The sequence below is a fragment of the Dethiosulfovibrio russensis genome, assembly GCF_021568855.1.
In the GTDB taxonomy this organism is placed as follows: domain Bacteria; phylum Synergistota; class Synergistia; order Synergistales; family Dethiosulfovibrionaceae; genus Dethiosulfovibrio; species Dethiosulfovibrio russensis.
The window spans coordinates 1-23,626 of record NZ_JAKGUG010000005.1; the positions used below are offsets into that span (position 1 = coordinate 1).

At 54.5% G+C, this 23,626-nt stretch carries 25 protein-coding genes; 11 read left to right on the forward strand and 14 right to left on the reverse strand.

What is annotated here, in order from left to right; translation table 11 throughout:
* Positions 1-67 precede the first annotated feature (67 nt).
* From L2W48_RS06690 to citC, 3 genes are read right to left on the reverse strand one after another with little or no spacing between them, the layout of a single operon-like run.
* Positions 68-949, reverse strand: coding sequence for a triphosphoribosyl-dephospho-CoA synthase (locus L2W48_RS06690; protein WP_236099502.1), 882 nt, complete (start codon positions 947-949; stop codon positions 68-70).
* Between the two features lie 11 nt (positions 950-960).
* The gene (citD, locus tag L2W48_RS06695; RefSeq protein WP_236099501.1) at positions 961-1,227 is read right to left on the reverse strand and encodes a citrate lyase acyl carrier protein; all 267 of its coding nucleotides are present in this window, start codon (positions 1,225-1,227) and stop codon (positions 961-963) included.
* 5 nt (positions 1,228-1,232) lie between these two features.
* The gene (gene citC, locus L2W48_RS06700; RefSeq protein ID WP_236099500.1) at positions 1,233-2,228 is read right to left on the reverse strand and encodes a [citrate (pro-3S)-lyase] ligase; all 996 of its coding nucleotides are present in this window, start codon (positions 2,226-2,228) and stop codon (positions 1,233-1,235) included.
* A gap of 173 nt (positions 2,229-2,401) precedes the next feature.
* Between citC and L2W48_RS06705 the strand changes: the two genes are divergently transcribed.
* The 6 genes from L2W48_RS06705 (at position 2,402) to citF (ending at position 8,750) form a co-directional block, all read left to right on the forward strand.
* Entirely contained in the window at positions 2,402-3,112 is a 711-nt protein-coding gene (locus L2W48_RS06705) for a GntR family transcriptional regulator (protein WP_236099499.1), read from the forward strand.
* A gap of 111 nt (positions 3,113-3,223) precedes the next feature.
* Positions 3,224-4,201, forward strand: a complete 978-nt coding sequence (locus L2W48_RS06710) for a Bug family tripartite tricarboxylate transporter substrate binding protein (RefSeq protein WP_236099498.1) — start codon at positions 3,224-3,226, stop codon at positions 4,199-4,201.
* Between the two features lie 114 nt (positions 4,202-4,315).
* The gene (locus L2W48_RS06715) at positions 4,316-4,786 is read left to right on the forward strand and encodes a tripartite tricarboxylate transporter TctB family protein (RefSeq protein WP_236099497.1); all 471 of its coding nucleotides are present in this window, start codon (positions 4,316-4,318) and stop codon (positions 4,784-4,786) included.
* Positions 4,787-4,800: 14 nt separating this feature from the next.
* Positions 4,801-6,291: a tripartite tricarboxylate transporter permease gene (locus L2W48_RS06720; protein WP_236099496.1), complete on the forward strand. Its 1,491-nt coding sequence runs from the start codon at positions 4,801-4,803 to the stop codon at positions 6,289-6,291.
* Positions 6,292-7,191 (forward strand): HpcH/HpaI aldolase/citrate lyase family protein, encoded by a 900-nt coding sequence (locus L2W48_RS06725; RefSeq protein WP_236099495.1) that lies wholly within the window; start codon positions 6,292-6,294, stop codon positions 7,189-7,191.
* The gene (citF, locus tag L2W48_RS06730) at positions 7,188-8,750 is read left to right on the forward strand and encodes a citrate lyase subunit alpha (RefSeq protein ID WP_236099494.1); all 1,563 of its coding nucleotides are present in this window, start codon (positions 7,188-7,190) and stop codon (positions 8,748-8,750) included. Before L2W48_RS06725 ends, citF begins: the two co-directional genes overlap by 4 nt.
* A gap of 48 nt (positions 8,751-8,798) precedes the next feature.
* Here the strand turns inward: citF and L2W48_RS06735 are convergent, their stop codons facing one another.
* The 3 genes from L2W48_RS06735 to mnmL form a co-directional block, all read right to left on the reverse strand.
* Positions 8,799-9,974 (reverse strand): hypothetical protein, encoded by a 1,176-nt coding sequence (locus L2W48_RS06735; RefSeq protein ID WP_236099493.1) that lies wholly within the window; start codon positions 9,972-9,974, stop codon positions 8,799-8,801.
* Between the two features lie 9 nt (positions 9,975-9,983).
* Positions 9,984-11,936 carry a TcaA NTF2-like domain-containing protein gene (locus L2W48_RS06740; RefSeq protein WP_236099492.1) on the reverse strand — a complete coding sequence of 651 codons (1,953 nt, stop codon included), beginning with the start codon at positions 11,934-11,936 and terminating at the stop codon, positions 9,984-9,986.
* Between the two features lie 101 nt (positions 11,937-12,037).
* Positions 12,038-12,937, reverse strand: coding sequence for a tRNA modification radical SAM protein MnmL/YtqA (mnmL, locus tag L2W48_RS06745; RefSeq protein ID WP_236099491.1), 900 nt, complete (start codon positions 12,935-12,937; stop codon positions 12,038-12,040).
* A 168-nt stretch (positions 12,938-13,105) separates the two neighbouring features.
* Between mnmL and L2W48_RS06750 the strand changes: the two genes are divergently transcribed.
* The 5 genes from L2W48_RS06750 (at position 13,106) to L2W48_RS06770 (ending at position 17,947) form a co-directional block, all read left to right on the forward strand.
* A complete protein-coding gene (locus tag L2W48_RS06750; RefSeq protein ID WP_236099490.1) occupies positions 13,106-15,211 on the forward strand; it encodes a HAMP domain-containing methyl-accepting chemotaxis protein in 2,106 nt (701 codons plus the stop codon).
* A gap of 58 nt (positions 15,212-15,269) precedes the next feature.
* On the forward strand, positions 15,270-15,812 hold the full coding sequence (locus tag L2W48_RS06755; RefSeq protein WP_236099489.1) for a Fur family transcriptional regulator: 543 nt from the start codon (positions 15,270-15,272) through the stop codon (positions 15,810-15,812).
* 80 nt (positions 15,813-15,892) lie between these two features.
* The gene (locus L2W48_RS06760) at positions 15,893-16,243 is read left to right on the forward strand and encodes a NifB/NifX family molybdenum-iron cluster-binding protein (protein WP_236099488.1); all 351 of its coding nucleotides are present in this window, start codon (positions 15,893-15,895) and stop codon (positions 16,241-16,243) included.
* Position 16,244: 1 nt separating this feature from the next.
* A complete protein-coding gene (locus tag L2W48_RS06765) occupies positions 16,245-17,090 on the forward strand; it encodes an ATP-binding protein (protein ID WP_236099487.1) in 846 nt (281 codons plus the stop codon).
* Positions 17,087-17,947, forward strand: a complete 861-nt coding sequence (locus tag L2W48_RS06770) for an ATP-binding protein (protein ID WP_236099486.1) — start codon at positions 17,087-17,089, stop codon at positions 17,945-17,947. Before L2W48_RS06765 ends, L2W48_RS06770 begins: the two co-directional genes overlap by 4 nt.
* Positions 17,948-18,008: 61 nt before the next feature.
* On the opposite strand, the gene L2W48_RS06775 is transcribed toward L2W48_RS06770, so the two are convergent.
* The 8 genes from L2W48_RS06775 to L2W48_RS06810 form a co-directional block, all read right to left on the reverse strand.
* Complete coding sequence (locus tag L2W48_RS06775; RefSeq protein ID WP_236099485.1) at positions 18,009-18,338, reverse strand: NifB/NifX family molybdenum-iron cluster-binding protein; 330 nt, start codon at positions 18,336-18,338, stop codon at positions 18,009-18,011.
* Positions 18,339-18,426: 88 nt separating this feature from the next.
* A complete protein-coding gene (locus L2W48_RS06780) occupies positions 18,427-19,383 on the reverse strand; it encodes an MBL fold metallo-hydrolase (protein WP_236099484.1) in 957 nt (318 codons plus the stop codon).
* Positions 19,367-19,771, reverse strand: a complete 405-nt coding sequence (locus tag L2W48_RS06785) for a cytidine deaminase (protein ID WP_236099483.1) — start codon at positions 19,769-19,771, stop codon at positions 19,367-19,369. The genes L2W48_RS06780 and L2W48_RS06785 overlap by 17 nt, the downstream gene beginning before the upstream one ends.
* Complete coding sequence (locus tag L2W48_RS06790) at positions 19,768-20,076, reverse strand: helix-turn-helix domain-containing protein (RefSeq protein ID WP_005660825.1); 309 nt, start codon at positions 20,074-20,076, stop codon at positions 19,768-19,770. The genes L2W48_RS06785 and L2W48_RS06790 overlap by 4 nt, the downstream gene beginning before the upstream one ends.
* A 148-nt stretch (positions 20,077-20,224) precedes the next feature.
* On the reverse strand, positions 20,225-21,391 hold the full coding sequence (locus tag L2W48_RS06795) for a succinylglutamate desuccinylase (RefSeq protein ID WP_236099482.1): 1,167 nt from the start codon (positions 21,389-21,391) through the stop codon (positions 20,225-20,227).
* Between the two features lie 14 nt (positions 21,392-21,405).
* The gene (locus L2W48_RS06800) at positions 21,406-21,576 is read right to left on the reverse strand and encodes a hypothetical protein (RefSeq protein WP_005660822.1); all 171 of its coding nucleotides are present in this window, start codon (positions 21,574-21,576) and stop codon (positions 21,406-21,408) included.
* Positions 21,577-21,580: 4 nt separating this feature from the next.
* Positions 21,581-22,912 (reverse strand): transporter permease, encoded by a 1,332-nt coding sequence (locus L2W48_RS06805; protein ID WP_236099481.1) that lies wholly within the window; start codon positions 22,910-22,912, stop codon positions 21,581-21,583.
* A gap of 66 nt (positions 22,913-22,978) precedes the next feature.
* Positions 22,979-23,533, reverse strand: a complete 555-nt coding sequence (locus L2W48_RS06810) for a DUF6305 family protein (RefSeq protein ID WP_236099480.1) — start codon at positions 23,531-23,533, stop codon at positions 22,979-22,981.
* Positions 23,534-23,626 lie beyond the last annotated feature (93 nt).

The window sequence follows — 23,626 nt, forward strand, 5'->3', positions numbered from 1 at the left end:
GAGGAGATACGGTTCCAGATCTCCGGCGACCACACGGCCTCGGACATAGACGCTGTTCTGGATATCCTCAGGGAGTACAGGGATAAGAGGTAGAGGAGGTCGGCCACTCTCGTTCCACCAGAACAAGAAACACCGCCAAAGCCAGCATATCGGCACTGCCTCCGGGACTTACCCAGTTATCCAGACAGTAGCGTTCCATGGCGGCGACCTTGCGACGTCCCTCGGAGGTCTTCATGCAACCAAGGCGCAAGGCCTCCTCGGCGGCCTCCGCCAGGTAGATCATTCTCTCCTTTCCTCCTCGGGACAACACGTTGGTATCGTTTCCCGAGGCCAGGACGGAGAGCAAAGCGTCGCACATAGCGAAAGACGATAGAGGATCGGGATAGGACTTAAGGCGGGAGAGGGCGACGAGAGCGCTGGGGAACCCTCTCTCCGCCTCTCCCCTGATACCGTCGACTCCCATAGACACGAAGAGCCTCTCTCCGGCGGAGAGGGGCTCTTCGTGTCTAAGAAGCAGGGGAGTCAACTCTCTCTCGACTATTCCTGCCACGAAGGATCCCGCAGCCTTCGCCACCGCCTCTCCATGAGGGATCTCCCCTAAAGACACGGTCCTCGAGACTGCCGCCACGGCCAACCCCATAGAGAAGATCGCTCCCCTGTGGGCGTTCACTCCTCCGGTGGCCTCCTCCATCGACGACTCCGCCTCTCTTCCGGCGGATCTCAACACCTCCAGACATTCCTCCGGAGGTTCACGGTGAAGCTTCGTTCCTATAGTGGCAGCCTGTTTAAAAAAAGGCCCCAAGGCCAAGGCGCTGGCAACGAAGGACCCGAAATCCATGTCGTGGTGGGCTCCTCTGTCGATAGACGTTACCAACCCGGGTTTGGGCGAGGAAGCGGCCTCGTGGATAAGAGCCCTCTGAGCCAAGGTCGCCAACCTGTCGGACAGCATACGAGGGGAGCTCAGCGGACTCCAGCCCTGTCTAAAACGGTGTTTATCCTCGCTCTCAGAGTGCACTCCAAGGCGCCTTTATCCTGAATTCTAAGGACACCCTTCTCAAGGCCGACTTGGGAGACAAGCTCATCGACTACCTCCCTTATTCTCCTGCCTCTTTGCTTCATAACGATACTCTCGACCTCCACCTCTAAGACTTCGTCCGACGGAGAGAAACTAACCATTACATCGCTGGATTCGAGGGTACCTGCTACCGCGGCGGAACTGAACTCCATGCCAATCACTCCTCGTTTTCTTTATCTTTATATCGATTTAAAAGGTAATTCCAGGTTACGTCGGGAACCAGTGGGCGGACCGAATCCATCTCCCCCGACTCCAGCAAAGCTCTAACCCTGGAAGCGCTTATGGGGACACCGCCGCTCTCTATCCGAGACAGCTCCTCCACCGCAACTCCCAGAGGTGGCAGATCGGTCTTCATGGTCTCGTTGTAGAGCGCGGTGAGACGACAGTTCGGTTCGCTACCCACGAATCGTCTGGAAACACCGAGTGCCGGAGCTATTTTAGTACCGAATAACCGGATGTCCAGAGAAGCGTGTACTGACTCCGCCTCCCCTCCCTTGGTGAAGTAGGTGGGAAAGGTTGCGGAGGAGATGACGTAGGGTCCACTGGGTATCACCGTAACGTTGTCCAAATCGGACAACCCGGAACTCACCATAAGGAACCGGTCCTCGAAGGGAAAGATCGACCGATCCTCCTCCACCACGAGGACGAAAAGATGGGATGACGAAGAGGAGGCCCTCTCGAGAAGCCATCGATGGCCCAGGGTAAAGGGGTTGCAGTTTACGACCACCGCCGAGCTGTCCCTTCCAGTAGCCATTTCGGAGAGGCCGGCGAGGTATTTGTCCAGACCGGGACTTCCCCACTCCAAAAGAGAGGCCCCTTGAACCGAGACGATCTCTCTGAACCCTAGACGGGAAAAGCTGAGGGCCTCCGATGGCTTGGTGAACAGAAAAAGGTGACCGATCCCCTCCGAGACCGCCAGAGAGATGACCCTGGAGAGAAGGGAAGCCGCCAAGCCCTCCCCCTCGAAAGAATCGTCGACCGCCACACCCTGGACGACCGATCGAATCAAAGAGGCGGTACCTACAAGCCTATCGGAATCGAAAGCCCCCCAAATTCTTCCACCTCCACCGGGGACGGCAAGCCCCCTGGAGGCCAGAAGCGAGGTCCTCTCCTCAATCTCGCTTTGAAAACAGAGTTCCCTTATCTCAACCATAAAAAAGCACCTCCCAATAAAGGGCAAACAGCAGGTTGAATATTCAGAGACTGTCTTGCCGTGCATATATAGCGTCTTGTGAGAAAACGTACTTTACAAACTTCCCTTTTGAGCATAGTATAACAGATATGGATGCTGCATCAAGCATCCTGGATCCAAAAAGGAGACTGACCATGCCATTACTTTCTAAAGCCAAGGAAATAAAGATCAAGCCGGTAAGGGAGATCGTCTACGAACACATCAGACAGGCCATCGTAGGCGGCGAACTGGAACCGGGCACCAGGTTCACCGATGGAGAGATCGCGACCGAGTTCAATATCAGCAGGACTCCCGTCAGAGAGGCTATACAAAAACTGGAGACCGAGGGCCTGATAGAGAGGGTTCCCATGAAGGGCAACGTGGTAAAGGGCCTGCTCCCCAAGGACGTGGCTCAGATATTCGCCTTGAGAAAAGCACTGGAATGTCTGGCGGTACGTTATGTAGCGGTCAACGCCACGGAGGAGGAACTCGGCCTCATAAGGGGCACCCTGGATCAGGCAAAAACCTATATGAACACCCTACAGGGAGACGCCCTGGCGGACGCATACGTTCCCATAGTGGCAAGGTACAACAAGGCCATGTTCGAGGCATCCCACGCCCCCAGGGTGGTGGACCTCATATGGAGCCACCGAGAGATGCTGGACCGGTACAGGGTCGTAAGGATCGTCATAGCCAAAAGACTTAACGAAAGCTACAGCACGAGAGAACAGATGTACGGCTATTTCGTGGACAGGAAGCCCGACGACGCTGCGATCCTCTGGGCAAGCCATATAGACAGGTCCTACAGGATATGGACCGAGGTTATAGGTTGCTCCGAGGATATAGGGGCACACGACTATATGTGAGATACACCCCTACGGGGTTATTTGTTTGAGGAGCGGGTAGGAAGAGAACGGTAAAGAGCTTCACAAGAGGGGTAACAAAGTCCGTCCAAAATCGAAGGGAGGAAACGTTTCATGAAAAAGCTTTTCGTATTGTTCTGCGCAACTCTGTTGGTCGTAGCCTCTTCCGGCGCGGCCCTGGCCGACTGGTCTCCCAAGAGACCTATCGAGCTCATCGCACCGGCCGGTCCTGGAGGTGGTTGGGATCTGCTATGCCGCACCATACAGAAAACCCTTAAAGAGGAAAAACTGGTCGATCGTCCCGTGCTCGTCACCAATAAACCCGGCGGAGGCGGAGCTACCGGATGGAACTACCTCAAGGGAAAGGAAGGCAAGGGCGAGTATATAGCGGCAACCTCCACCCTTCTCATACTGAACAACCTGTTCGAAAAGAGCCCTCTTACATATAAGGACTTCACCGTCCTCGCCAACCTTCAGGCCGAGTGGATCGCCGTAGCTGTGGCCAAAGACGCTCCCTGGACCAACGGCAAAGAGCTTTTCGAGGCCATCGACGCCGATCCGGACGGCATGGTCATAGGGGTTGGACCGGCTCTCGGAAACGACGACCACATATCCTTCCTGATGCTGGCACAGAAGTACGGCGTAGATCCCCAGAAGATCAAGTTCGTCGTCTATCCCAAGACCGCCGCTGAGCAGATTCCCGCTCTCATGGGCGGCCACGTCAAGGCCATCACCATCGGCCTGGCCGAGGTAATGGAGCAGCACAAGGCCGACAACCTGAGGATAATCGGCATCAGCTCCAAGGAACGTCTCGAGTCCCTCCCGAACGTAAAACCCTGGGTGGAGCAGGGAGTCGACATGGTGTTCCCCCACTGGAGAGGCATCATCGCCGCTCCCGGATTGAGCGAGGAGCAGATTGCCTATTGGCAGGGAACCGTCGAAAAGATGATAGAAACCCCCACCTGGAAAGAACAGCTCGAAAAACTGGAGTGGGCCCCCTTCTACGAAAATCCCACGGAGTTCGCCGCATCCCTTGCGGACCAGACCGAAAACTTCCAGGCTACCCTCAAGAAGGTCGGACTCATCAAGTAGACAGGAACAAAGACACAACCGAAAAGGGCGGGGATAAGGTTCACCCCGTCCTTCTCTTCCACCCCCCTCTATAAATTTTGACTTTGGCCCATCCAAATAACAGGAGGTAAGGAAATGACGAAAAACATGATCTCCGGGCTTCTCGCCGTCGTCCTGGGCTTAGCCTATATCTACGGAACCGCCTTAATTCCGGAGGTAAAGGCGGGAGACGAAATAGGACCAAGGCTTTTTCCCTACATAATAGGTATCTCTGCCGTGATATGCGGAGGTTTGTTGACCCTGTCGGAACTACGAAAGAAGGAGAGGGAGCCGTTTTCCTTCGGCTTCGTGACGGAAAGGCCCATATGGATCAAGATATTCGCCATCATAGTTCTGGGGATATTTTATGGAGAGACCCTGGATTATCTGGGCTACGTCATAGGGACAATCCTCTTCATGATTCTGGTGGGATCGATCCTGAACAAAGGACGGTTCGTTCAGAACACAGTCATAGCGGTTTCCTTTTCCTGCGTGTGTTACGGAGTGTTCTCCATAGCCCTGAAGCTGAGTCTCCCCAGAGGGCTGCTGAGCTTCCTGCCCTTCTAGAAGAGGTGATATGAATGGACGCTGTTTTCGCAAACTTGGCTCTAGGATTTCAAACGGCTCTCACTGCGACCAACGTACTGTGGGTCTTCATCGGAGGATTTCTCGGCACCATAATGGGAATGCTGCCGGGCTTGGGCCCCGCCACCGGGGTAGCCATACTGATACCTATAACATACGGAATGAACCCCACCACCGCCCTGATAACTATGTGCGCCGTCTACTATGGGGCTATGTTCGGAGGCTCCAGGGCCTCAATAATGATCAACACCCCCGGGGACGCCTCAGCCATAGTCAGTTGCTTCGACGGATACCCGATGACGAAAAACGGCCAGGCCGGATCTGCCCTCGCCATATCCGCCATAGCCTCTTTCATCGGAGGAACCATCGGAATGATCCTGCTGGTGTTCCTTACGGGCCCCATAGCCAGCTACGCCTTCAAGTTCGGTCCGGTGGAGATGTTCTCGCTGCTCATGTTCGCCCTGACCGCCACGGTTACCCTCTCGGAGGGCAGTATCCTCAAGGGATTCATCGCTGTAGCCATAGGCTTCATGATATCTACCATAGGGATCGATCCCCAGACGGGGATCAATCGCTTCACACTCGGAGTTGAACCCCTTCAGGACGGAGTGGACTTTCTGGTCGTCATGATAGGTCTCTACGCCGTATGTGAGGTATTCAAGAACATAAAGGACGTAAACGTACAGCATAAGATAGATTCCAAGACCATAGGCAAGGTGTGGGTATCCTGGGCGGACTTCAAGAAATGCCTCATGCCCATGCTGAGAAACTCGCCTCTAGGCTTCTTCATCGGGGTACTCCCCGGAATGGGAGGGACTATAGCCACCTTCATGTCCTATGCCATGGAGAAATCGCTCAGCAAGACTCCCGAAAGGTTCGGCAAAGGCGCCATCGAGGGACTAGCCGCTCCCGAGGCGGCCAACAACTCCTGCTCTTGCGGGGCCATGGTTCCCCTGCTAACACTGGGTATCCCTGGATCGGGGACGACTGCGGTCATGCTGGGAGCCCTGATGTTATTGGGAGTTCGCCCCGGGCCTATCCTCTTCGCCCAGTACCCCGAGATAGCCTGGGGGGTCATAGCCTCTCTGATCGTCGGGAACATCGCTCTGCTGGTTATAAACCTGCCTCTGGCCATCCCGCTTGTCCAGCTTCTCAGGATACCTCAGAGGATCATGCTTCCTCTCATCCTGGGAATGGGATTCATGGGAGCCTATTTCCTGAACTACAGCGCCTTCGACTTCATTTTGGTGACCGTGTTCGCTCTGGGCGGCTATATGTTCAGTAAGCTGGGAATTCCTATACCGCCTCTGGTTCTGGCTCTGATACTTGGAAGCTCGACGGAACAATATTTCAGAAACGCCATGACCATAGCCAACAGCGACCTGGCCATCTTCGTAGAGAAGCCCATATCCGCCGTGTTGCTCTCCATGGCTGCCATATCCTTCTGCTACGCTCTCTACAAAAGACGAAAGGTGGCGACTGAATAGATGACGAAGACAGCGATAAAAAGACCTCGTCGCTCTCTTCTCTACGTACCGGGCAACAATCCGGCTATGGTGCAGAACTGTAGCGTATACGGGGCCGACGGGGTACTGCTTGATCTCGAGGACGCCGTCGCCGTTACCGAAAAGGACGCGGCCAGACATCTGGTTTCCCAGGCCCTTGTGGACCTTCCCTTCGACGGAGTGGAAAAGGTCGTCAGAATAAACGGCAGAGACACCCGATTTTTCGAGGACGATCTTAAGACAATAGTCCCTGCCAAACCGGACAGCATAAGGCTACCGAAGACGGAATCCCCCGAAGACGTAGTCGAGGCGGACCGCATAATCTCCGAGCTGGAGAGAAAAAACGATATACCGGTGGGATCGATAGAGATCCACGCCATGTTGGAGACCGCCTTGGCCCTCATCAACGCCTACTCCATAGCAACGTCGTCTCCCAGGGTCACTGCTCTTACTCTTGGAGGGCAGGACTTGGCAGCTGACCTGGGGATAGCCCGATCCAGAGAGGGGACCGAGCTGCTCTACGCCAGGAGCCACGTCATATTGGCTGCGAAAGCGGCAGGCAAGGAGGCTTTGGACACGGTCTTCACCGACGTAAACGACCAAGAAGGGCTGGAGGCCGAGTGCCGTCTGGCTGTACAGCTGGGATTCTCCGGCAAGGCGGCCATACACCCGTCTCAAATAGGGACGATACACAGGGCCTATAGACCGGACGAAAAGAAACTTATTAAGGCCATAAGGGTAGTCAAGGCAGCTAAAGACGCCGAGGCGAAGGGACTGGGAGTCATCGCGGTTGACGGCAAGATGGTGGATGCTCCGGTGGTTGCTCAGGCCAACAGGACAATCGAGCTGGCCAAGCTCTCCGGGATGGAGGTATCGCTTTGAAGCTGGATACGACCGTAAACTCAATAGGGAGAAGGATCCCTCGTTCCATCCCAGGGCTTGGAGATCTGGCTCCCTTCGACGGAGCTTTCGCCAGACTGGACGGATCCTATCTCTGGTCCCCTGAGTCTAGGACCAAAAAGATAGGAGCCTTCGGAGGCCGCAAGCTGGCCTCAAACCTAGCCGAGGCAATTAAGAGATCTGGACTTCAGGACGGAATGACCATATCGTTCCACCATCACCTCAGAAACGGCGATGCGGTACTTCCGACGATCATAAAGGCCATCGAGGAACTGGGAATAAAGGGACTGACCCTGGCTCCCAGTTCCCTGACCGACGCACACGAGATAGTGGCCGATGCGGTTCGACGGGGAACCATAGCCAGGATACACACCTCCGGTGTAAGAGGCGAGATAGGCAGGATGATATCCCGAGGCGAGATGGAGATTCCCGTGATGATACACAGCCACGGAGGGAGAGCCAGGGCCATCGAAGAAGGGCGCATCTCGGTGGACGTGGCGTTTCTCGGCGCTCCCACCTGCGACACCATGGGGAACATGACGGGCTCCACCGGTAAGTCCGCCTGCGGAACCCTGGGCTACGCCCAGATAGACGCTAGAAACGCCGGACACGTCATAGCTGTCACGGACAACCTCGTGGAGGCTCCTCTGCCACACCACATATCGATTCCCCAGTACCTGGTGGACCAGATAGTACTGGTCGATTCTCTAGGCGACGCATCCAGGATAGCCTCCGGTCCTGCCAGGATATCCAAGGACCCGGTCAACCTGAGGATAGCTGAGAACGCCTTCGACCTGATCAGGGCCTCCGGGCTTATGGTGGACGGATGCTCCTTCCAGGTAGGAGCGGGAGGAGCCAGTCTCGCCGTGGCCAAGTACGTCAGGGACTACATGAGGGAGAGCTCCATACAGGGAGGCTTCGGCATTGGGGGCATCACCGGCTACATGGCGGACATGCTCGGCGAGGGGCTGTTCAGAGCGCTCTTCGACGTACAGAGCTTCGACGCAGCCGTCACCGAATCGGTGGCGGGACACCCTAACCACGTGGAGATAGACGCTTCCTGGTACGCCAACCCCTTCAGGAACTGCGTCGTGAACGACCTGGACGTAGTGGTCCTAGCGGCTCTGGACGTGGACGTGGATTTCAACGTCGACGTACTGACCGGCCACGACGGGATACTCAGAGGCGCATCGGGAGGTCACTCCGACACAGCGGCAGGCTCAAAGCTCTCGATAATAACCATACCGTCCATAAGAGAGGGAGTACCGTCCATAAGGGATCAGGTACAGACGGTGGTAACCCCGGGAGAGACGGTGGACGCCATAGTAACAGAGAGGGGAATCTGCATAAATCCCCGAAGGGAGGACCTGGCGAAGCTCGCCAAAGACGCCGGTCTTCCGGTCAAGGACATAGGTCGGCTCAAGGCCGAGATAGAGAACATGACCGGTGTTCCCGATCCTGTGGAGTTCGACGACGAGATCGTAGGAGTGGTCGAATACAGAGACGGAACTATAGTGGACTCTATAAGAAAGGTCCGCTGATCCGATCGAAGAAACGAAAAAATGCCCCTGCTTAAGCAGGGGCATTTTTCAGTTCTTCAGACCTTCGGTAATGGCGATGAACTCCTTCTTCAGCCTATCGTTGGAGAAAACCACCACGTCGGGAATCTCCAAAGAGGCTAGAGCGTCGAAATCCTTCCTGTTGGCCTTGACCAAATCAAGCAGTCCTCTGGCGAGCCTCATAGTCCTGTAGGCGTTGTAGGCCACTCCGTAATCCCTTCCGAAGGCATCCACGTTTTTCAAGGCAAAATCCCTCTGTTCCTCCAGATATCCCCTGTATGCCTCTATAGCCCTGAGGGTTATGGCGGTAGAATCGAGATTGCTCCTCAGAAGAGCCCTCTGTGAGGAGGTAAGAGACGGATCGCCCATCTGAGCCCCCATCTCCGCGGCAAGGCCTTCGGCGGAGGTCTCCATGTCGTTCAGTTCCGGAATATAGCGGTTCTCTATCTTCTCCACGAATCTCTCGTTCATGACCAGACAGGTCCGAATCAGCAGGGCATAGATGCCGTAGTACCTCTTGGCCACGGAGATATCGTCCGATGAGCTCTCCATCAGCTCGGTCAACTTGTCCGCAAAGAACCTGACGTTGAGGTAGACCCCCTGCATGGCCACTATATCGTCGGCGGTGACCCCCGCCAGCATTCCACGGATGCTCTCGTCCGATCCGTTCACCCCGGATTTTTTCATCGCAGACACGAAGTCATCCTCCAGGGAGTCCAGAGCTCTTTCGTCGGATACCATGGCCTCCGTCTCCGACTCTATAGTCTCGTCCAGATCGTCCTTGCCTCGGTTGAGAAGCCCTCCCTCGGAAGGAGCGGAGACCCTACGTTCCTGAAGCAACGCCAACTTGGCCCTTCGCGAGGCGATCCTCTCTCTCAAAGCCATTATCTCCGCCCGAATATTTGAGGCCTCCGAATCGGCCAATATCGCCACGACCTCCTCCAAGATGGAGTCGATCTTTCTGTCGTTTTTCGATCTGTCGTTCCCGATCAGCCGTTCATCCGGAAGGTATTCGGCCTCGTCGAGACGCCCCAGTGCATCGTCCAACTCCCCCATCGCATCATCCCACAGGGAGGAAAATCTGTCCGAGTCAGACCCTGTAAGCCAGGATGGGAGGGACAGAGAGGGCAACTTCAGATCCCATTCGTAGGCAGGGGAACAGATCAACAACAAAGAGGCTAAAAACGCACAAAGACGGGATGTCATACAATTCATCTATTTGATCAACTTCACCGAGATACTGCCCTCTCGCTTGGAGGAAACCCTCATAACCAAGGACGATATGTGGGAGGACCCTTCCATGAAGGCCTCGACCCCTTTCCGAATATCGTCGTCCTGGAGGAAAATGCTGTTGGCGTCCACTATATCCTTGACCGCCTCGCGAAGGTCGGCGACGGAGATCGCCATTACCGCCAGATTACCCTCGTCCAGAATCGGAACCAGAACGGCAGGTACCTTTCCGGGAAGACCGATCCTCTCGTAGTCCACCGCTCCGAGAACCAACCGTCTATCTCCCACCGCGACAGTCGCACTGACCATGCCGTTCATGCCGTAGGCCTTGCTCCAACCGTCCAGGTCCAGTTCTTTCAGCCCTACGGGAGGGGCCATTGCGTATATCCTTGGCAGGGCCTCCGCGACTTTGGCCAGCACGTCGGATTTCTCAGGCTCCATCAGAAGGAACAACCCCGGCACGTCCCCTATGGGACTTCTGCTCCTGGCCCCCAGTACAAGAGAGATCCGACCGCCCAGAAGATCAAGGAGGTCCCCCACCTCGAGCCCCGTCGCCTCGTAAAGCTGCTCCATTCCTCTGTCGAACTCCTCCATGTCCCCGGAGGACAGACTACTACCGAGAGACGCGAACAATCTGTCCCTGTCGATTCTGGCCAATCGTGCCGAGAGGAAACCGAGGATCCGATCTCCCAGCAAGGGAATGTCTTTACCTATAGGAAGAAGAGCTCCTCCGACGGTAGGATCGACGAAGAGGTCCATGGCGTTGGTGAACCATTTGAGAGAGATCTCCTCCGTTTCCCCCAGCAAAGCCACCTCGAAATCCAGAGGATCCTTGCTATAAAGGGCCATCTCATCGTCCATCTCGGACCGAAGCAGTTCGTTGGAGACGAAGGCCTTCATCAGAATCTGAGGCGAGCCCTCGAAACGACAGCTTGCGTCGACGGTTTTTCCATGTCCCGATGCGACGTCGATCATTTCCCTCAGCCCCTTGCCGGAAAGGGCTATCAGCACCGTCTTTCTGTCCTGTTTCCACAAGGCGGAGTAAAGCCTGGGCATATCGTCGTCGTCGGGGAACTCCACTATGGAAAGGGGTATGAGTTCCTTCCCCAGCTCTTCATCGAAAGGCTTCAGAACCACCTCTTCGTCGTCGGCCATACGGGACACTGTCAACCTCATAGCGTCGGATGGATCCACGTCCTCCAGGGACCTGAAGGCCCCGTAGACAGAGGCGATCTCGTCGGACTTCACCGTGAGAACCATCGCTCCCTCGGCGACCGGAGGCATCTGATCGGCGATCTCGTCCATCTCCTTCTCGGAAACGGAGTTGCCTGCTAGTTCTTTGAAAAGCCCTATCGGGGCGTTCCATCGAATAAAAAAGGACACCTGGTCCTCCTCGGAAGCGGGGAGAAAGCTCTCCGGTATGGCCGACTCGGGAACAACTGCCGCCTTCCGGCTCTCTAACTTTCCGGAGGAAATGACGGGGACCTGTTTTTCTGCACTTTCACCGTCCAGAACGGGGAAAATCCTGTCGAAGCTGGATCTCTCCTCAGCAATTTTTCCATTTACTAGACCGTAAACCCTTCGATAAGAAAAGGTCTTGGTCCTCTCGTCAGGGTAGGTGATGGTCATGACATCCTCGACTGGAAGTCCCGTCTCTCCATCTTTCTCTACGACCCGTCCCACCGATAACCTATCGAATCGAACGGTCGCATCCATTCTATTGAGTCTAACGATCCAGGACAGGGTCTCTCTACCGTAATCGGTATCCACGTCAAGAAACGGAGAGAGATTCTCCAAATTGCCGTCCGAGACTGACCTCTCCAGAGCACCGTAATAATCCTCGATAAAATTCGACATATCCGCCCCGTAGGATATCCCACAAAGCGCGGTTACCACCAGGGACAGGGCTAAAAGCGACAAAAGCTTGCGCATTCTCATCGGGTTTACCTCCTCGTTTTGAGTTTATTCGGCCCCGGATATCTCAACCCCAAAAAAAAGGGAGAAACCTCCAGATTCTAAGATTATGACACATAGAGGCGCTATACCCCAAGCCTCGACCTCACATTCTCGTCTATGGCCGCCATAACCCCGTTCTTATCGGCCAACCAGGAAGGGGCCACCAAACGTCCGCCCCACACGTCAGCGGTAAGTCTCTGGACCACGAAGCGACTGCCCTCCAGGGCCAGAACTTCGGCGACCTTCGAGACGTATCGATCCATCGACAGGGGCTCGAACCGTCCACTCATATAAAGATCCTCCAAGGGGGTACACCTCAGGACGTAGAGAGGATGGAATTTTAGGCCGGTGACGCCACGGTCCAAAAGCCACCTGGCCGAACGGAGAAGCTGGTCGTCCCGTTCACCGGGAATACCTGCTATCAGGTGTGCCGACACTGAAAAAGGTTCATCGAGACACCTGTTCAGAGTATCTTCGACACAGGCCAGATCGTGCCCTCTTCTCAACCATCTCAGACTGTCCTCGTCGGTGGTCTGCACCCCCAGCTCCAACCAGACCTCGAAGTCAGATCTACAGAGAGAGGAAAGATAGGAGACGACCTCGTCCGAGACGATATCTGGCCTGGTTCCCACGGCTAACCCTAAAACCGGAAGATGACGAGTGGCCTCGGCTTGGGCTCTTTCGATCGCCTCTTTAAGTCTACCCAGAGGACCGTAGGTCGATGAATAACTTTGAAAGTAAAGGATACAGCCTTTAGCTTTGTAGTGTTCTACGGCTGACTTCATGCCTTTTCGAACCTGAAGTTCCAGACTTTCTCCTCTCATCCAGGCCCCGTTACCTCCCCCGGACGAATCACAGAAGATGCAGCCCCCCTCCCCCAGGCCGTTCCTGTTGGGACAACCGGAACCTATGTCCAGGCTTATCTTCTGGACACGGTTTCCAAACCTACGCCTAAGATCGGCTGACCATTTTTTATACAGCAAAGAAACACCTCCAGCTCCAGACAATCGAACTAACGGATACGAAAAACATAAAAATACACTTGACTTTACCCTCAATTAGGCCCTATCGTTGAGTGGTAATATTCATTTTTGTTCATTCAGAGATTCGAAAAAACCCTACATCTACGAAAAGAGAGGAGATGTAAAAAAATGAAACTATTGAACAGAATGACGATAAAGGCAAAACTGGTGATCGCCTTCGGATTTCTCATATCGGCCATGATATCGGTATCAACCGTAGGTATAGATGGCATGGCAAAAATAGCTCGAAGGGTAAAACTAGCCGACGACATGAACCGTCTGGTGAAGATGGCACGACAGGTTAGGGTAAACGAGAAAAACTATATCATACGCCAAGATGCCGCCTCTCGTGAAGCGGTGTCCGAGGAGATCTCAAATATAAAAAAGCAGATATCCCTCAGCAAGGAACTTTTTCTCGATGAAAATAAAAAAGCAAATCTGGGAAAAACCGAGGTCATTTTACAGCATTACGAGAAAAGCATCTTTTCCTTGATAGAGGCTATAGATGAAAAGACGAACTCTCAGATTAAAATGGAAGAGTCGGCTAGAAACGCACTTAATTTAGCAGAGGAAATCCGAAAAAGACAAAAAGAAATGACTGCACAGCTTATGGAAGAGTTTCGCAAAAACGACGCTCTTTTCGGAGAGGACATAATCTTCACAGCTGACATGCTTTCGGAGGGGAACGACAGGGCCGATGTAGCCAACAGACTCATAAAACTAGTCCTACAGGCAAGAAGGGAGGAAAAGAACTTTATCCTAAGAGAAGACGAAGAATTCTACAAAAACGCCGTCTCTTCGTTGGAAAACCTTATAGGACAGGCTAAGATATTGGGAGAAAGCTCTCCAGATCAAGAGATAAAGAAGCTTACAGAAGGCATAATATCCGCTTCGAATGCATATAAAGAAGCTCTCGATTTATATCGAAAAAGCTGGGAAAAAGCCAGCGCTCAGACACCTATTCTACTGGAAAACGCAAGATCGTTCGTGAAATTAGCGGAAGACCTTCGTGCCGACGAAAAAGATGCAACCGCTTTGGCCGAAAAAGTCACGGCTAGAATTTTTATGTCGATCGCCATAGCCTCGGTTTTGTTCGGCATCGTCTCGGCCTGGCTAATAACGTCAAGTATACTGAAGTCCATATCTGAGAAAATAAAGCTCATAGAAAAATTCAGCGACAAAGATCTAACTGTAAACTTCAGGACCGATAGCAAAGACGAACTGGCAAGAATAAACGTCGCCCTGGAGTCGATGGGAAAAGCGATTTCGCAAAGTTTTATGCATTTAAAAGAAAAGGCCGATAGATTCGCCGATATGTCGGAAAACATGGCGGCCCTGTCGGAGGAGACGGCAGCATCGATAACCGAGATAGAGACATCGGTCGACCGTTCTACCGAACTGGCAGAGAGCAACTCGGCCGGTCTGGAAGAGGCTAACGCCGGAATAGAGGAAGTAGCAGGAGGAGCTACCAACAGTGCCTCTTCGGCGGCAAAGGGACTGGAAGCAGCGGAAGAAACCGGTCATAGAAGTAGGGAAGCGATGAATTCGATGAAAGAAGTCTCCGATAGAATGACCCAACTAGGAGAACATTCAAAACTGATAACCAAGACGATGGAGTCCGTTGGACATTCGGTAACAGGAATATCCGGTTTCGTGGAGACCATCGCCACCATAGCCGATCAGACTAATCTGTTGGCCCTTAACGCGGCTATTGAAGCGGCAAGAGCGGGAGATGCAGGAAAGGGCTTTGCCGTCGTGGCGGAGGAAGTAAGAAAGCTGGCAGAGGAATCCAATCAAGCGGCTCAGGAGGTAGGACGGGTTATAGCGGAGCTGAAAGAACATTCGTCTGAAGCAGAACAGGCTATGAACAGATCGAACGACCTGGTACAGGAAACCCTAGGAGTCACAGAAAAAACCAGAGAAGACATGGAAGAGATGCTGTCCGTTGCGGAATCGCTGCAGGAGGTAGTAAGATCTGTAGCCACTACGGCGGAGGAACAGGCCGCCTCTTCTCAGGAGATGGCATCATCCATAGACATGATAACCAAAGGGACGGTGGAGATGGTTGAGGCGTTCGAGACCATCAAAAACTCCGTCGTTGAAACAGCCAAAGCATCTCGAGGTTTCGCAGAAGACTCGCAGGAAATCTCCTCCGGTGCCGCGGAAATACAGTCCATCGTCGGGGAATTCAGGATAGAAAATCAAGGAAGAGAACTCTGTCCCGTAGAGCGGTAGACCTGAAGGCCAAAGGGTGGTAGTCTAGTGGGAAAAGCAGCGCTTCGGGGGGACTCAGATGAACGATGGAAGGTTCAAGACGAAAAAAGAAGAGATAATGGCTGCCATCAAGGAAAGCGGCTTTCGTATGACCCGACAGAGGGATCTCATAGTGGCTACGGTGCTGGAGCGGATAGAGAAAGAGGACATCGCTCCGGGAATGCAGGAGATACTTACCTCGGTCCAGGAGCTGGATCCTTCTATAGGGATGGCCACCATATACAGAACGGTCGAAGTGCTGTCCAAGCTGGGATTCATAAGCCTGATAGACCAAGGAGAGGGGTTCAACAGGGTAACCCTCAACCAGGGAGATATCACCATACACGCCTTTTGCCGAAACTGCGGTAAATCGATCTCCATACCGAACGAAAAGGACTTGGTCGACTCCATAAGAGAACTAACTCTGTGCGATGAATTCACTCTTCTTCCTCAGGCCTTCAGGATATGCGGCATATGCGATGACTGCCGCAGCAAAGGCGTTTCATTAGAAGACCTACCTCCCGGTCGAGGACGGGGGATGGGACGAAGATGCAGAAGGAGACGGGGATATAAGGAAGATTGACATATTAGCCGAATGGACTTATCCTGCTTATGATAATCAATATCATGAGCAGGATTTTTTTTCGAGGAGGAAGAGACACCATGAAGATAGCTTTTCCAGTTGAAAAGGGGCTTATATGCCCTCATTTCGGCCATGCACCGGAGTTCGTATTCGTAGAAATAAAGGACGGAGTTCAGGGGAAAAGGGAGACGGAAACGCCTCCTAAACACGAACCAGGGGTGCTCCCGAGATGGCTCAAGGAAAATGGTACGGATGTACTCGTCTCGGGAGGACTGGGCAGCAGAGCGTCGGAGATTCTGGTCTCCCAGGGAATTCAGGTGATCACCGGCATAACCGGTCCGATAGACCAGGCCATAGCCAAGCTCGTCGACGGTGAACTGAAGGGAACCGGATCCCTCTGCTCTCACGATCACGGAGATTGCGACCACTGATATGACCGTATTGGCAGTAGCCAGCGGAAAGGGAGGAACCGGCAAGAGTTGCATCGCCTCTTCCTTGGCCTTGGCCGCTGGACAGGTCGTGGCGGTGGACGCCGACGTAGAGGAGCCCAACCTAGGCAAGCTTTTGGGCATGGCTCCGAAGGAGATATACTCTGTGTCCCTTCCCATGCCCGTTTTCGACGAAAAACTGTGCAAGAGATGCGGCCTATGCGCCAAGGAATGCCGGTTCAACGCACTGGTGCAGTTCGGAGATCTTCTGCCCAGGTTGAACGAAGGACTATGTCACGGTTGCGGCGTTTGTTCCATGGTATGCCCTCATGGGGCGATAACCGAGGGGTCTCATGTCATAGGCAAGGTCTCCAGAGATCAAGCGGGAGATCTTGCCTTCCTGGAGGGTAGGCTCGACGTGGGATGCCCCAACCCGGTACCGGTCATAAAATCCGTAATAGATACGGCAAAGGAAGAGGGAGATCTCATAATAGTGGACTCACCTCCCGGGACGGCTTGCTCCATGGTCGAGGCAACCGAGCAGGCGGACTACGTATTGCTGGTCACCGAGGGAACTCCTTTCGGAATGGCGGACCTTAAACTCGCCCTCGAGGTAGTGTCGGATCTGAAACGTCCGGCAGGGGTCGTGGTAAACCGCAGCGATCTAGGCGGGAGCGATCCCGAGGAGATCTGTCGTCGCCACGACGTACCGGTCCTCGCCAGGCTCCTCTTTTCCAGACAGGTAGCTCAGGTCTACGGACTAGGAGAGTCTCCCTACAGAGGATCGTCCCTCTGGAGAGAACAGATGGACCGCCTCTGGAATTCGGTCAAGAAGGAGGCGGGACTATGAAAGAGATAGTCATAGTAAGCGGCAAAGGCGGCACCGGGAAAACCTCGGTAACAGCCGCCCTTGCCTCTCTTGCCTCTCAGGAAGGGGTCGTGCTCTGCGACGCAGACGTCGACGCACCGGACCTGTGGTTGTTGATTCCTCCCAAGAAACAGGAGGAAATCCTCTTCATGGGCATGGACGGCGCAGAGGTGGACGAAGCGGTCTGCATTGGATGCGGGAAATGTCGTGGTTTCTGTCGTTTCGACGCAGTGGCCATGGTGGACGGCAGGGCCCGCATAAGACAGGGCAAATGCGAGGGCTGCGCAGGCTGCACCATGGTATGTCCCGTCCAGGCCATATCCATGGTTCCAAGACGACAGGGAAGTTGGTTCAAGGCCGAGACGGAAAAGGGCAAACTGGTCTATGCCAGACTATATCCCGGAGGGGAGAACAGCGGGATGCTGGTCACCACCGTCAAAAAAGCGGCGGAGGAAACGGCTAAAAGAGAGGGACACCCCTTCGTTTTGGTGGACGGACCTCCCGGAATAGCCTGCCCTGCCATAGCTGCTTTGACTGGAGCTTCTCTGGCGGTAGCGGTCACTGAGCCGACCGAATCGGGCATACACGACCTGCTCCGGCTACATCAGATAGCAACCAAGCTGGACGTACCTACGGCGGTCGTACTGAATAAATGGGACGTGACCTCCTTAGCTCCCAGGGTCAGAGAGGTCTGTTTGGAGACAGGTATCCCCATCCTGGGAGAGATCCCCTTCTCCAAGGAGATCCCCGAGGCGGTGGCTTCCGCCAAGGTTCCTTTAGAACCGATGACCCCTGCGATACAGAAGATCTGGTCAGACATAAAGGAACTGACGAAATAGCGAAGAGGGTCGAGCCTGAAAAAGGTTCGACCCTCTCTTATTTTCTTGAAAAAAGAAAGCTCTACACCGACCTCTTGAGCTCCCCGGCGATACAGAGCCTTACGGCCTCGGAAGCTGAGACGCCCGAGGCTGAAAAGGCGGTCATCCCACCGGCCCTCATGGCTGATTCAGCGTTGGGTCCGAACTGTGGCCCTATGACGATCTTGGCACCCTCGGACGCGACCATGGCAACGGCCTGACCGCCGGCACCGTGGGCCACTGACGATGTATCGTTCCTGAGGGACTTGATATAAACTCCGTTTTCGTCGAATATAGCAAAATAAGCGGCTCGCCCGAAACGATCGGCCACCAAGGCTTCCGAACCCTCTCCCTGAGCTGCAACAGCGTACATAAGAAGACCTCCTATTGATATCAAAATTCCTTATCATTGTAGCACAGAGACCTCTTTCGTCGAGTAGCAAACTCTAACATCTGTAAGGCTAAAAGAGGATCGGAACTATCGAATCCATCTCCATTCCGTCCGAATCGACGTGTATGGAGATGCCGGTTCTGAGGGGGAAGAACTTACCCTCCAGTGTAGCAGCCAGAGCCATCTGACCTCCGAAACCGGTGCAGTGGCCCGCTCCTACCCAGCTGGGAGATCTCTCGGCCAGAGCCTCGGCGGTCCACTCTATCCGTTCCGGCTCGGCCTCTATAAGATGAAGTCCTCCCACTATGCCACTCAGCGATTCGCCGGGGAAAAGAGCCGCTCCCATATCCAGTATGTTTATTATACCGGCGTGGGCACAGCCGGTGAGCACGGTCATCCCGCCGCCCTCAACCAGTGCATAGAGAGAGATATCGTCGTCCATACGATCGGGTACCGCCATGCCTCCTCTGGAGGTGCGCAGCCCCGTCGGTGGAAGCTCCACCTCGTTCAATCTGGGGACCTCTCCGGAAACGTAGAGCCCGGGGAATATCTCCATCGGATCGGACGTGAGGATCAGCTTGCCTCCGGAGGACTCTATACGCTCCGCAGAATCCTCCTCGGACATCCCTATGTTCCTCCACTCGGGATCGACGACGAAATGGGGTCTGAATATGTCGGGATGGGCGATCACGGGGATGCCGCTGGAGGAGGAGGCGGCCAGAAGCTGAGCTATTCCTCTAGTGTGATCGTAATGACAATGGGTCAGCACCACTGCATCCAGATCGTCCAGGTCTATCGACAGCTCCTCCATGTTGTTTACCAACGCCAGAGGGTTCTGACCTACGTCCACCAAGATCCTACGCACCACCCCGTCTCTCAAGGTCTCAACGTAAAGGGAAATTCCATGCTGTCCTAGAAAGGGCGATTCATACAGAACCGTATCCTCCGCCAGGATCGTTATCGACAGACTGTCCAGACGGGAGACGTTAGGATATTCCTTCGTGATCCTTTTAAAGGGAGAAGCCATCGGGCAACAGTCCTTCCACCGTCCACCGCAACTCGTCCGATCCGTCGCAGAAGGCACGAACCTCCGAGGACGGATCGAAGAACTCGGCCAGTACCTGACGACAGGCACCACAGGGAGAGTTGGCCTTCTCTCCCGGGGTAAATACCGCCAAGGCCACGAAGTCCCCTCTACGATATCCTGAGGCCACGGCGGAGAATACGGCGGTACGTTCGGCACAGTTGGTCAGTCCGAAAGAGGAGTTCTCCACGTTACAGCCGGACAGAATCTCCCCATCGGCCATCAATATGGCCGCACCCACGGGGAAACCGCTGTATGGGGACCAGGATTTAGTCGAGGCCTCGGAAGCCGCTTTCGCCAGACGGGGCCAGTCCACAGAGACGGGGCTCATCGTTCATCCCCTCCGACCACGTCGTCCACGATCCTGCCCAGGATATCGTCCTCAAGAGGATCTCCTCTGTCTCTCATGCTTATGGCTCTGTCCACTATCGCTCGAAGTTCCTTCATGGACACCGACCCCAATCGAGGGTAAGCCGATTGCTCAGCAAGCCAACGGTCGATGATCTCCCTCTGGAAACGCCAGTGTCGTCCCACCTTGTGGCCCGGGACCTTACCCTCCTGGCAGAGTTTATACATACTCGACTTGGAGATCTTAAGATATTTAGCCAGTTCCTCTATGGTCATTATCTCGCTCAAATAAGGACACCTCCTTGAAAGACGGCGCGTTCAATATACGACCGATTATAGCAATATCGACAGCAACAGACAAAAAAAGACTACCGAAAACAGAAAGAGGCACGACGGAGTAACGTCGCACCTCTTAAAAATTCTATCCTATCCTGAATTAATCGTAAAAAACTTTAACTCCCGGAGCTGCCTCAGGATCGTGGTAAAAAGCTCCGACGCCCTTGTCAACGACATCCTGATAGGAGGGGATACCGGAGATTACTACGGCTCTATCGGGGGTCGTCTGGTTGAAGACCTGGAGCATTGTCATAAAGGTCGTAACGTGACGGCCGACTCTTACGTCGATATGCCATCCGTTCTCGTCGATGGGAGCGTAGAGAAGCCTGTGCTCCCCGGCCTTCATGACGAAACGATCTTTACCGGTCATAAGCAGCTCCTCGTCGGTTATGCCTCTGATGCGGTCCAGCATGGGCTCCGCCACCTCGGCCAGCAGGGACATGGCCTGGCTGTGATCCCCGATCTCCCTGTGGGAGAGCCCGTGAAGAGCGGCAGGGGAAAACTCCATTCCGATAGGAACGGGAAATACACCGGAGGTCAACATCATGGAAGTCATGGCTGCCACTGCCTGTCCCTTTTCGTGGGTAACTATGGTGTTCTCCACGGGATACTCCAGCTCGGCCTCGTGATAGTCCATGGCCAAATCGACGTTCTCGTTACGGATCAGCTCCATCATAGCGAAGTTGGTCCGTTCTGTGATAAGCCCGTCAGGACGACCGGGCCAGGTCCTGTTGAGGTTCCTTATGTCCATGTAGGCCAGGTTCTGACCGCTGGGATAGTGGACGTAGACCTCGGGATCGGGCCAGGAGTCCAGTGCGTTGCTGCAACGATCCCCCATCCTCCAGGTTTTGGTACCCCAGGGGGTCTTGACGCTGTAAAAACGAGGATAGGCCTCGCCGTTTCTGGTGATCTGAGACGCGCTGGTGTTGGCTCTGGTGACCACTATGAGTCGCCCCTGCTCAACCACAGCGTTCTCTACGAACACCTGAGCGGCCATGTTGCTGGCAGGCTCCTCCGGATGGGTACCACCTATGAGAAAGGCAGTTCCCCCCGGAACCCCGCTGTCCAGGATATACACATTGCAATCGTTTACCGTATCGGCGACTACCGGGCTGAAATCGCCGAGTTTCTTTACCTCTGTGACCCCGGGCCCCGCAACGGTAGGCTCCTTGAAAAGACGATGCTCTCTGAACATGGACCCAGAGAGGGCCACCAGAGCACCGGCCGCTATAACGGCGGCAAGCTTGACTGTCTTCAAATTGCTCATTCCGTCCACTTCCCTTATTTAAGCCGAAGAATCCGGAGGACGAAGGGCATCATTATGATGCTGTAGAGAATCGCCTCCTGGGGACTCCTGGTCTTTACGAAATTTCTTATCACTGCCACCAGGAAAAACACGCTGATGGCGTAGTAAAGGGCCATCACGCCGTTGTTGAGGGTAACGAGACTCATCGATCTAACCTCCCAGGAAAGCCAGTTTCTTGCTGTATATCAAGAAGAGGGTACACAGCAAAGCTACGAAGAGGGACGGGACTATGCAGGCCTTTACAAAGTCGGCGAAGTATCTCCCCTTGTAATCCATCTCCATGACGGTAGCTCTTCCCACCACCGCTGTCGGAGGCAGACAGTCTCCCAGAGGCCACATGACTGCCCAGGCGGAGAGAGATACTATCGGGTCGAGTCCCTTCATGTTGAAGAGCATTATCAGAGGAACCCCTATCAGGGGCGCGACAGCGTACTGGACCAGCCCTTCGGAAAGGGGGAGAATTATCCACAGAGTCGCGAAAAGAACGGCCATGGGGAGGGTCACCACCGCCAGGGATATCAATCCTCTGGCTCCGCTGAGAGCCATCACCTGTATGAGCGATCCGACGACCACCATGATGCCGACCAGACCGAGAAGGTTCTTGACCGTATCGGTCGCTACGTCGAGAATCCTGAGCTTAACGGGGCTGAGGATTATCGTAACGGCGGCACAGATCATGAATATAAGGGGCAATCCCACGGTGGGGAAGGTGTAGGGCCATATCCTGCCAGCTAACACCAAGGCGACCAACGTCAGGAAGGGAAGAGCTGCCTTGAGCCAGTTCCATCCCTCGGGAGCCTCTGGCAGTTCGGAGAGAGCCTTTTCCGTGTCGACCGGTTCTCCCTTGCCGGCGAGATAGAAGGTGGAGAAAAGTGCTCCCGCCACCGATAGTATCAACAGAGGCTTGGCGAATCCCACGTAGGGCATGTTGGCACCGGCGGCGGCCATCATGGCCCACAGGTTGATCGGAGGTGCCGCAGCGCTCATGGCCGCCAGCATGAACACCAAGGCGACCCTTCTGGTCTCCGGAACTCCCATGGCGGCCAGGACAGATCCCACCAGGGCTCCGACGGTGAGGACCGTGGTAGCACCGGACCCCGTGATGGCGCCGGGGATTAGCATGACGACGGTCAGCAGAAGCAGACAGACGAAACGATGCCCGGCGAAAGAACGGACTATCTTGCGGACTATGAAAGCCACGCCTCCGGCCTCTTTGAAAAGGGCCATGAAGAATGTGGCGCTCATGAAGATAAGACATACGTCGTAGTAGGTAAAGGCACCTTCGACGACGTGGCGCAGGAGCTCCGTCACGGTAATGGCGGAACGGGGGTCCACCCCTTTGGGCAGGATCATGTGAGCCAGGGCTCCAAAAAGGGCGGCAAGGAACATCGAGAGCTCGGTGGTCACCTTCATCCTCTTCGCCAGAGCGAAGACGACCGCGATGACTATCAGGACTCCGATGGAGTGATGGAACATGGTCATTCTCGGCTACGTCCTTTCCTCTTCCAAAAATAAAGGGGCCCCTAAAGGCCCCGTACGGAGTCTCCTTTAATTCTTCAGACCCTGTCCGATTCCGAGAGCGTCCTTCACCTTGATAATCGGGATATTGTGCTCTTCGGCGTATTTGGTAAAGTAACCATCGCTGTCGCTGTCGACCGTTGCGAGAACTGCGTCGGCATTGGAGAGAACCGCGTCTATGGATGCCTGGTCGGACTGGTCGGTCCTACGGGCCATCCCCTCGACGTGGGCTCCTATGACCAACATGCCCTCGGCCTTGGCGGCCTCCATGAGCTCCTGGACTCGTGCGATCTCCTTGTCGACGTTGGTTCCGGCAGCACCCATGCCCTTCATGCTGGTACCACTGGTGACGATAAGGGTCTTGTATCCTTTGCCCTTAATGTCGGCGGCGGTAAGGTTATTGTTATGCTCCGCCTTGAATCCGGCCTGCATGCTGGACATCTTCACCATCACGGCACCTGGACTCTGTCCGCAGGTGGTGACTATCAGAGGATCTTCGATAACGGGTTTATCCGCAGCAAAGGCGACCGAGGCGAAAACGACGGTCAGAGCGACGAACAAAAAAGCTACAAACGTTTTTCTCATTGTCAACACAACCTCCCTAAATAATATCTCTTCGATATCAACGTTGTACATCGCTGTAAAGTATAGTGGACGGAGCGGAGAGCGCAAGAAAAA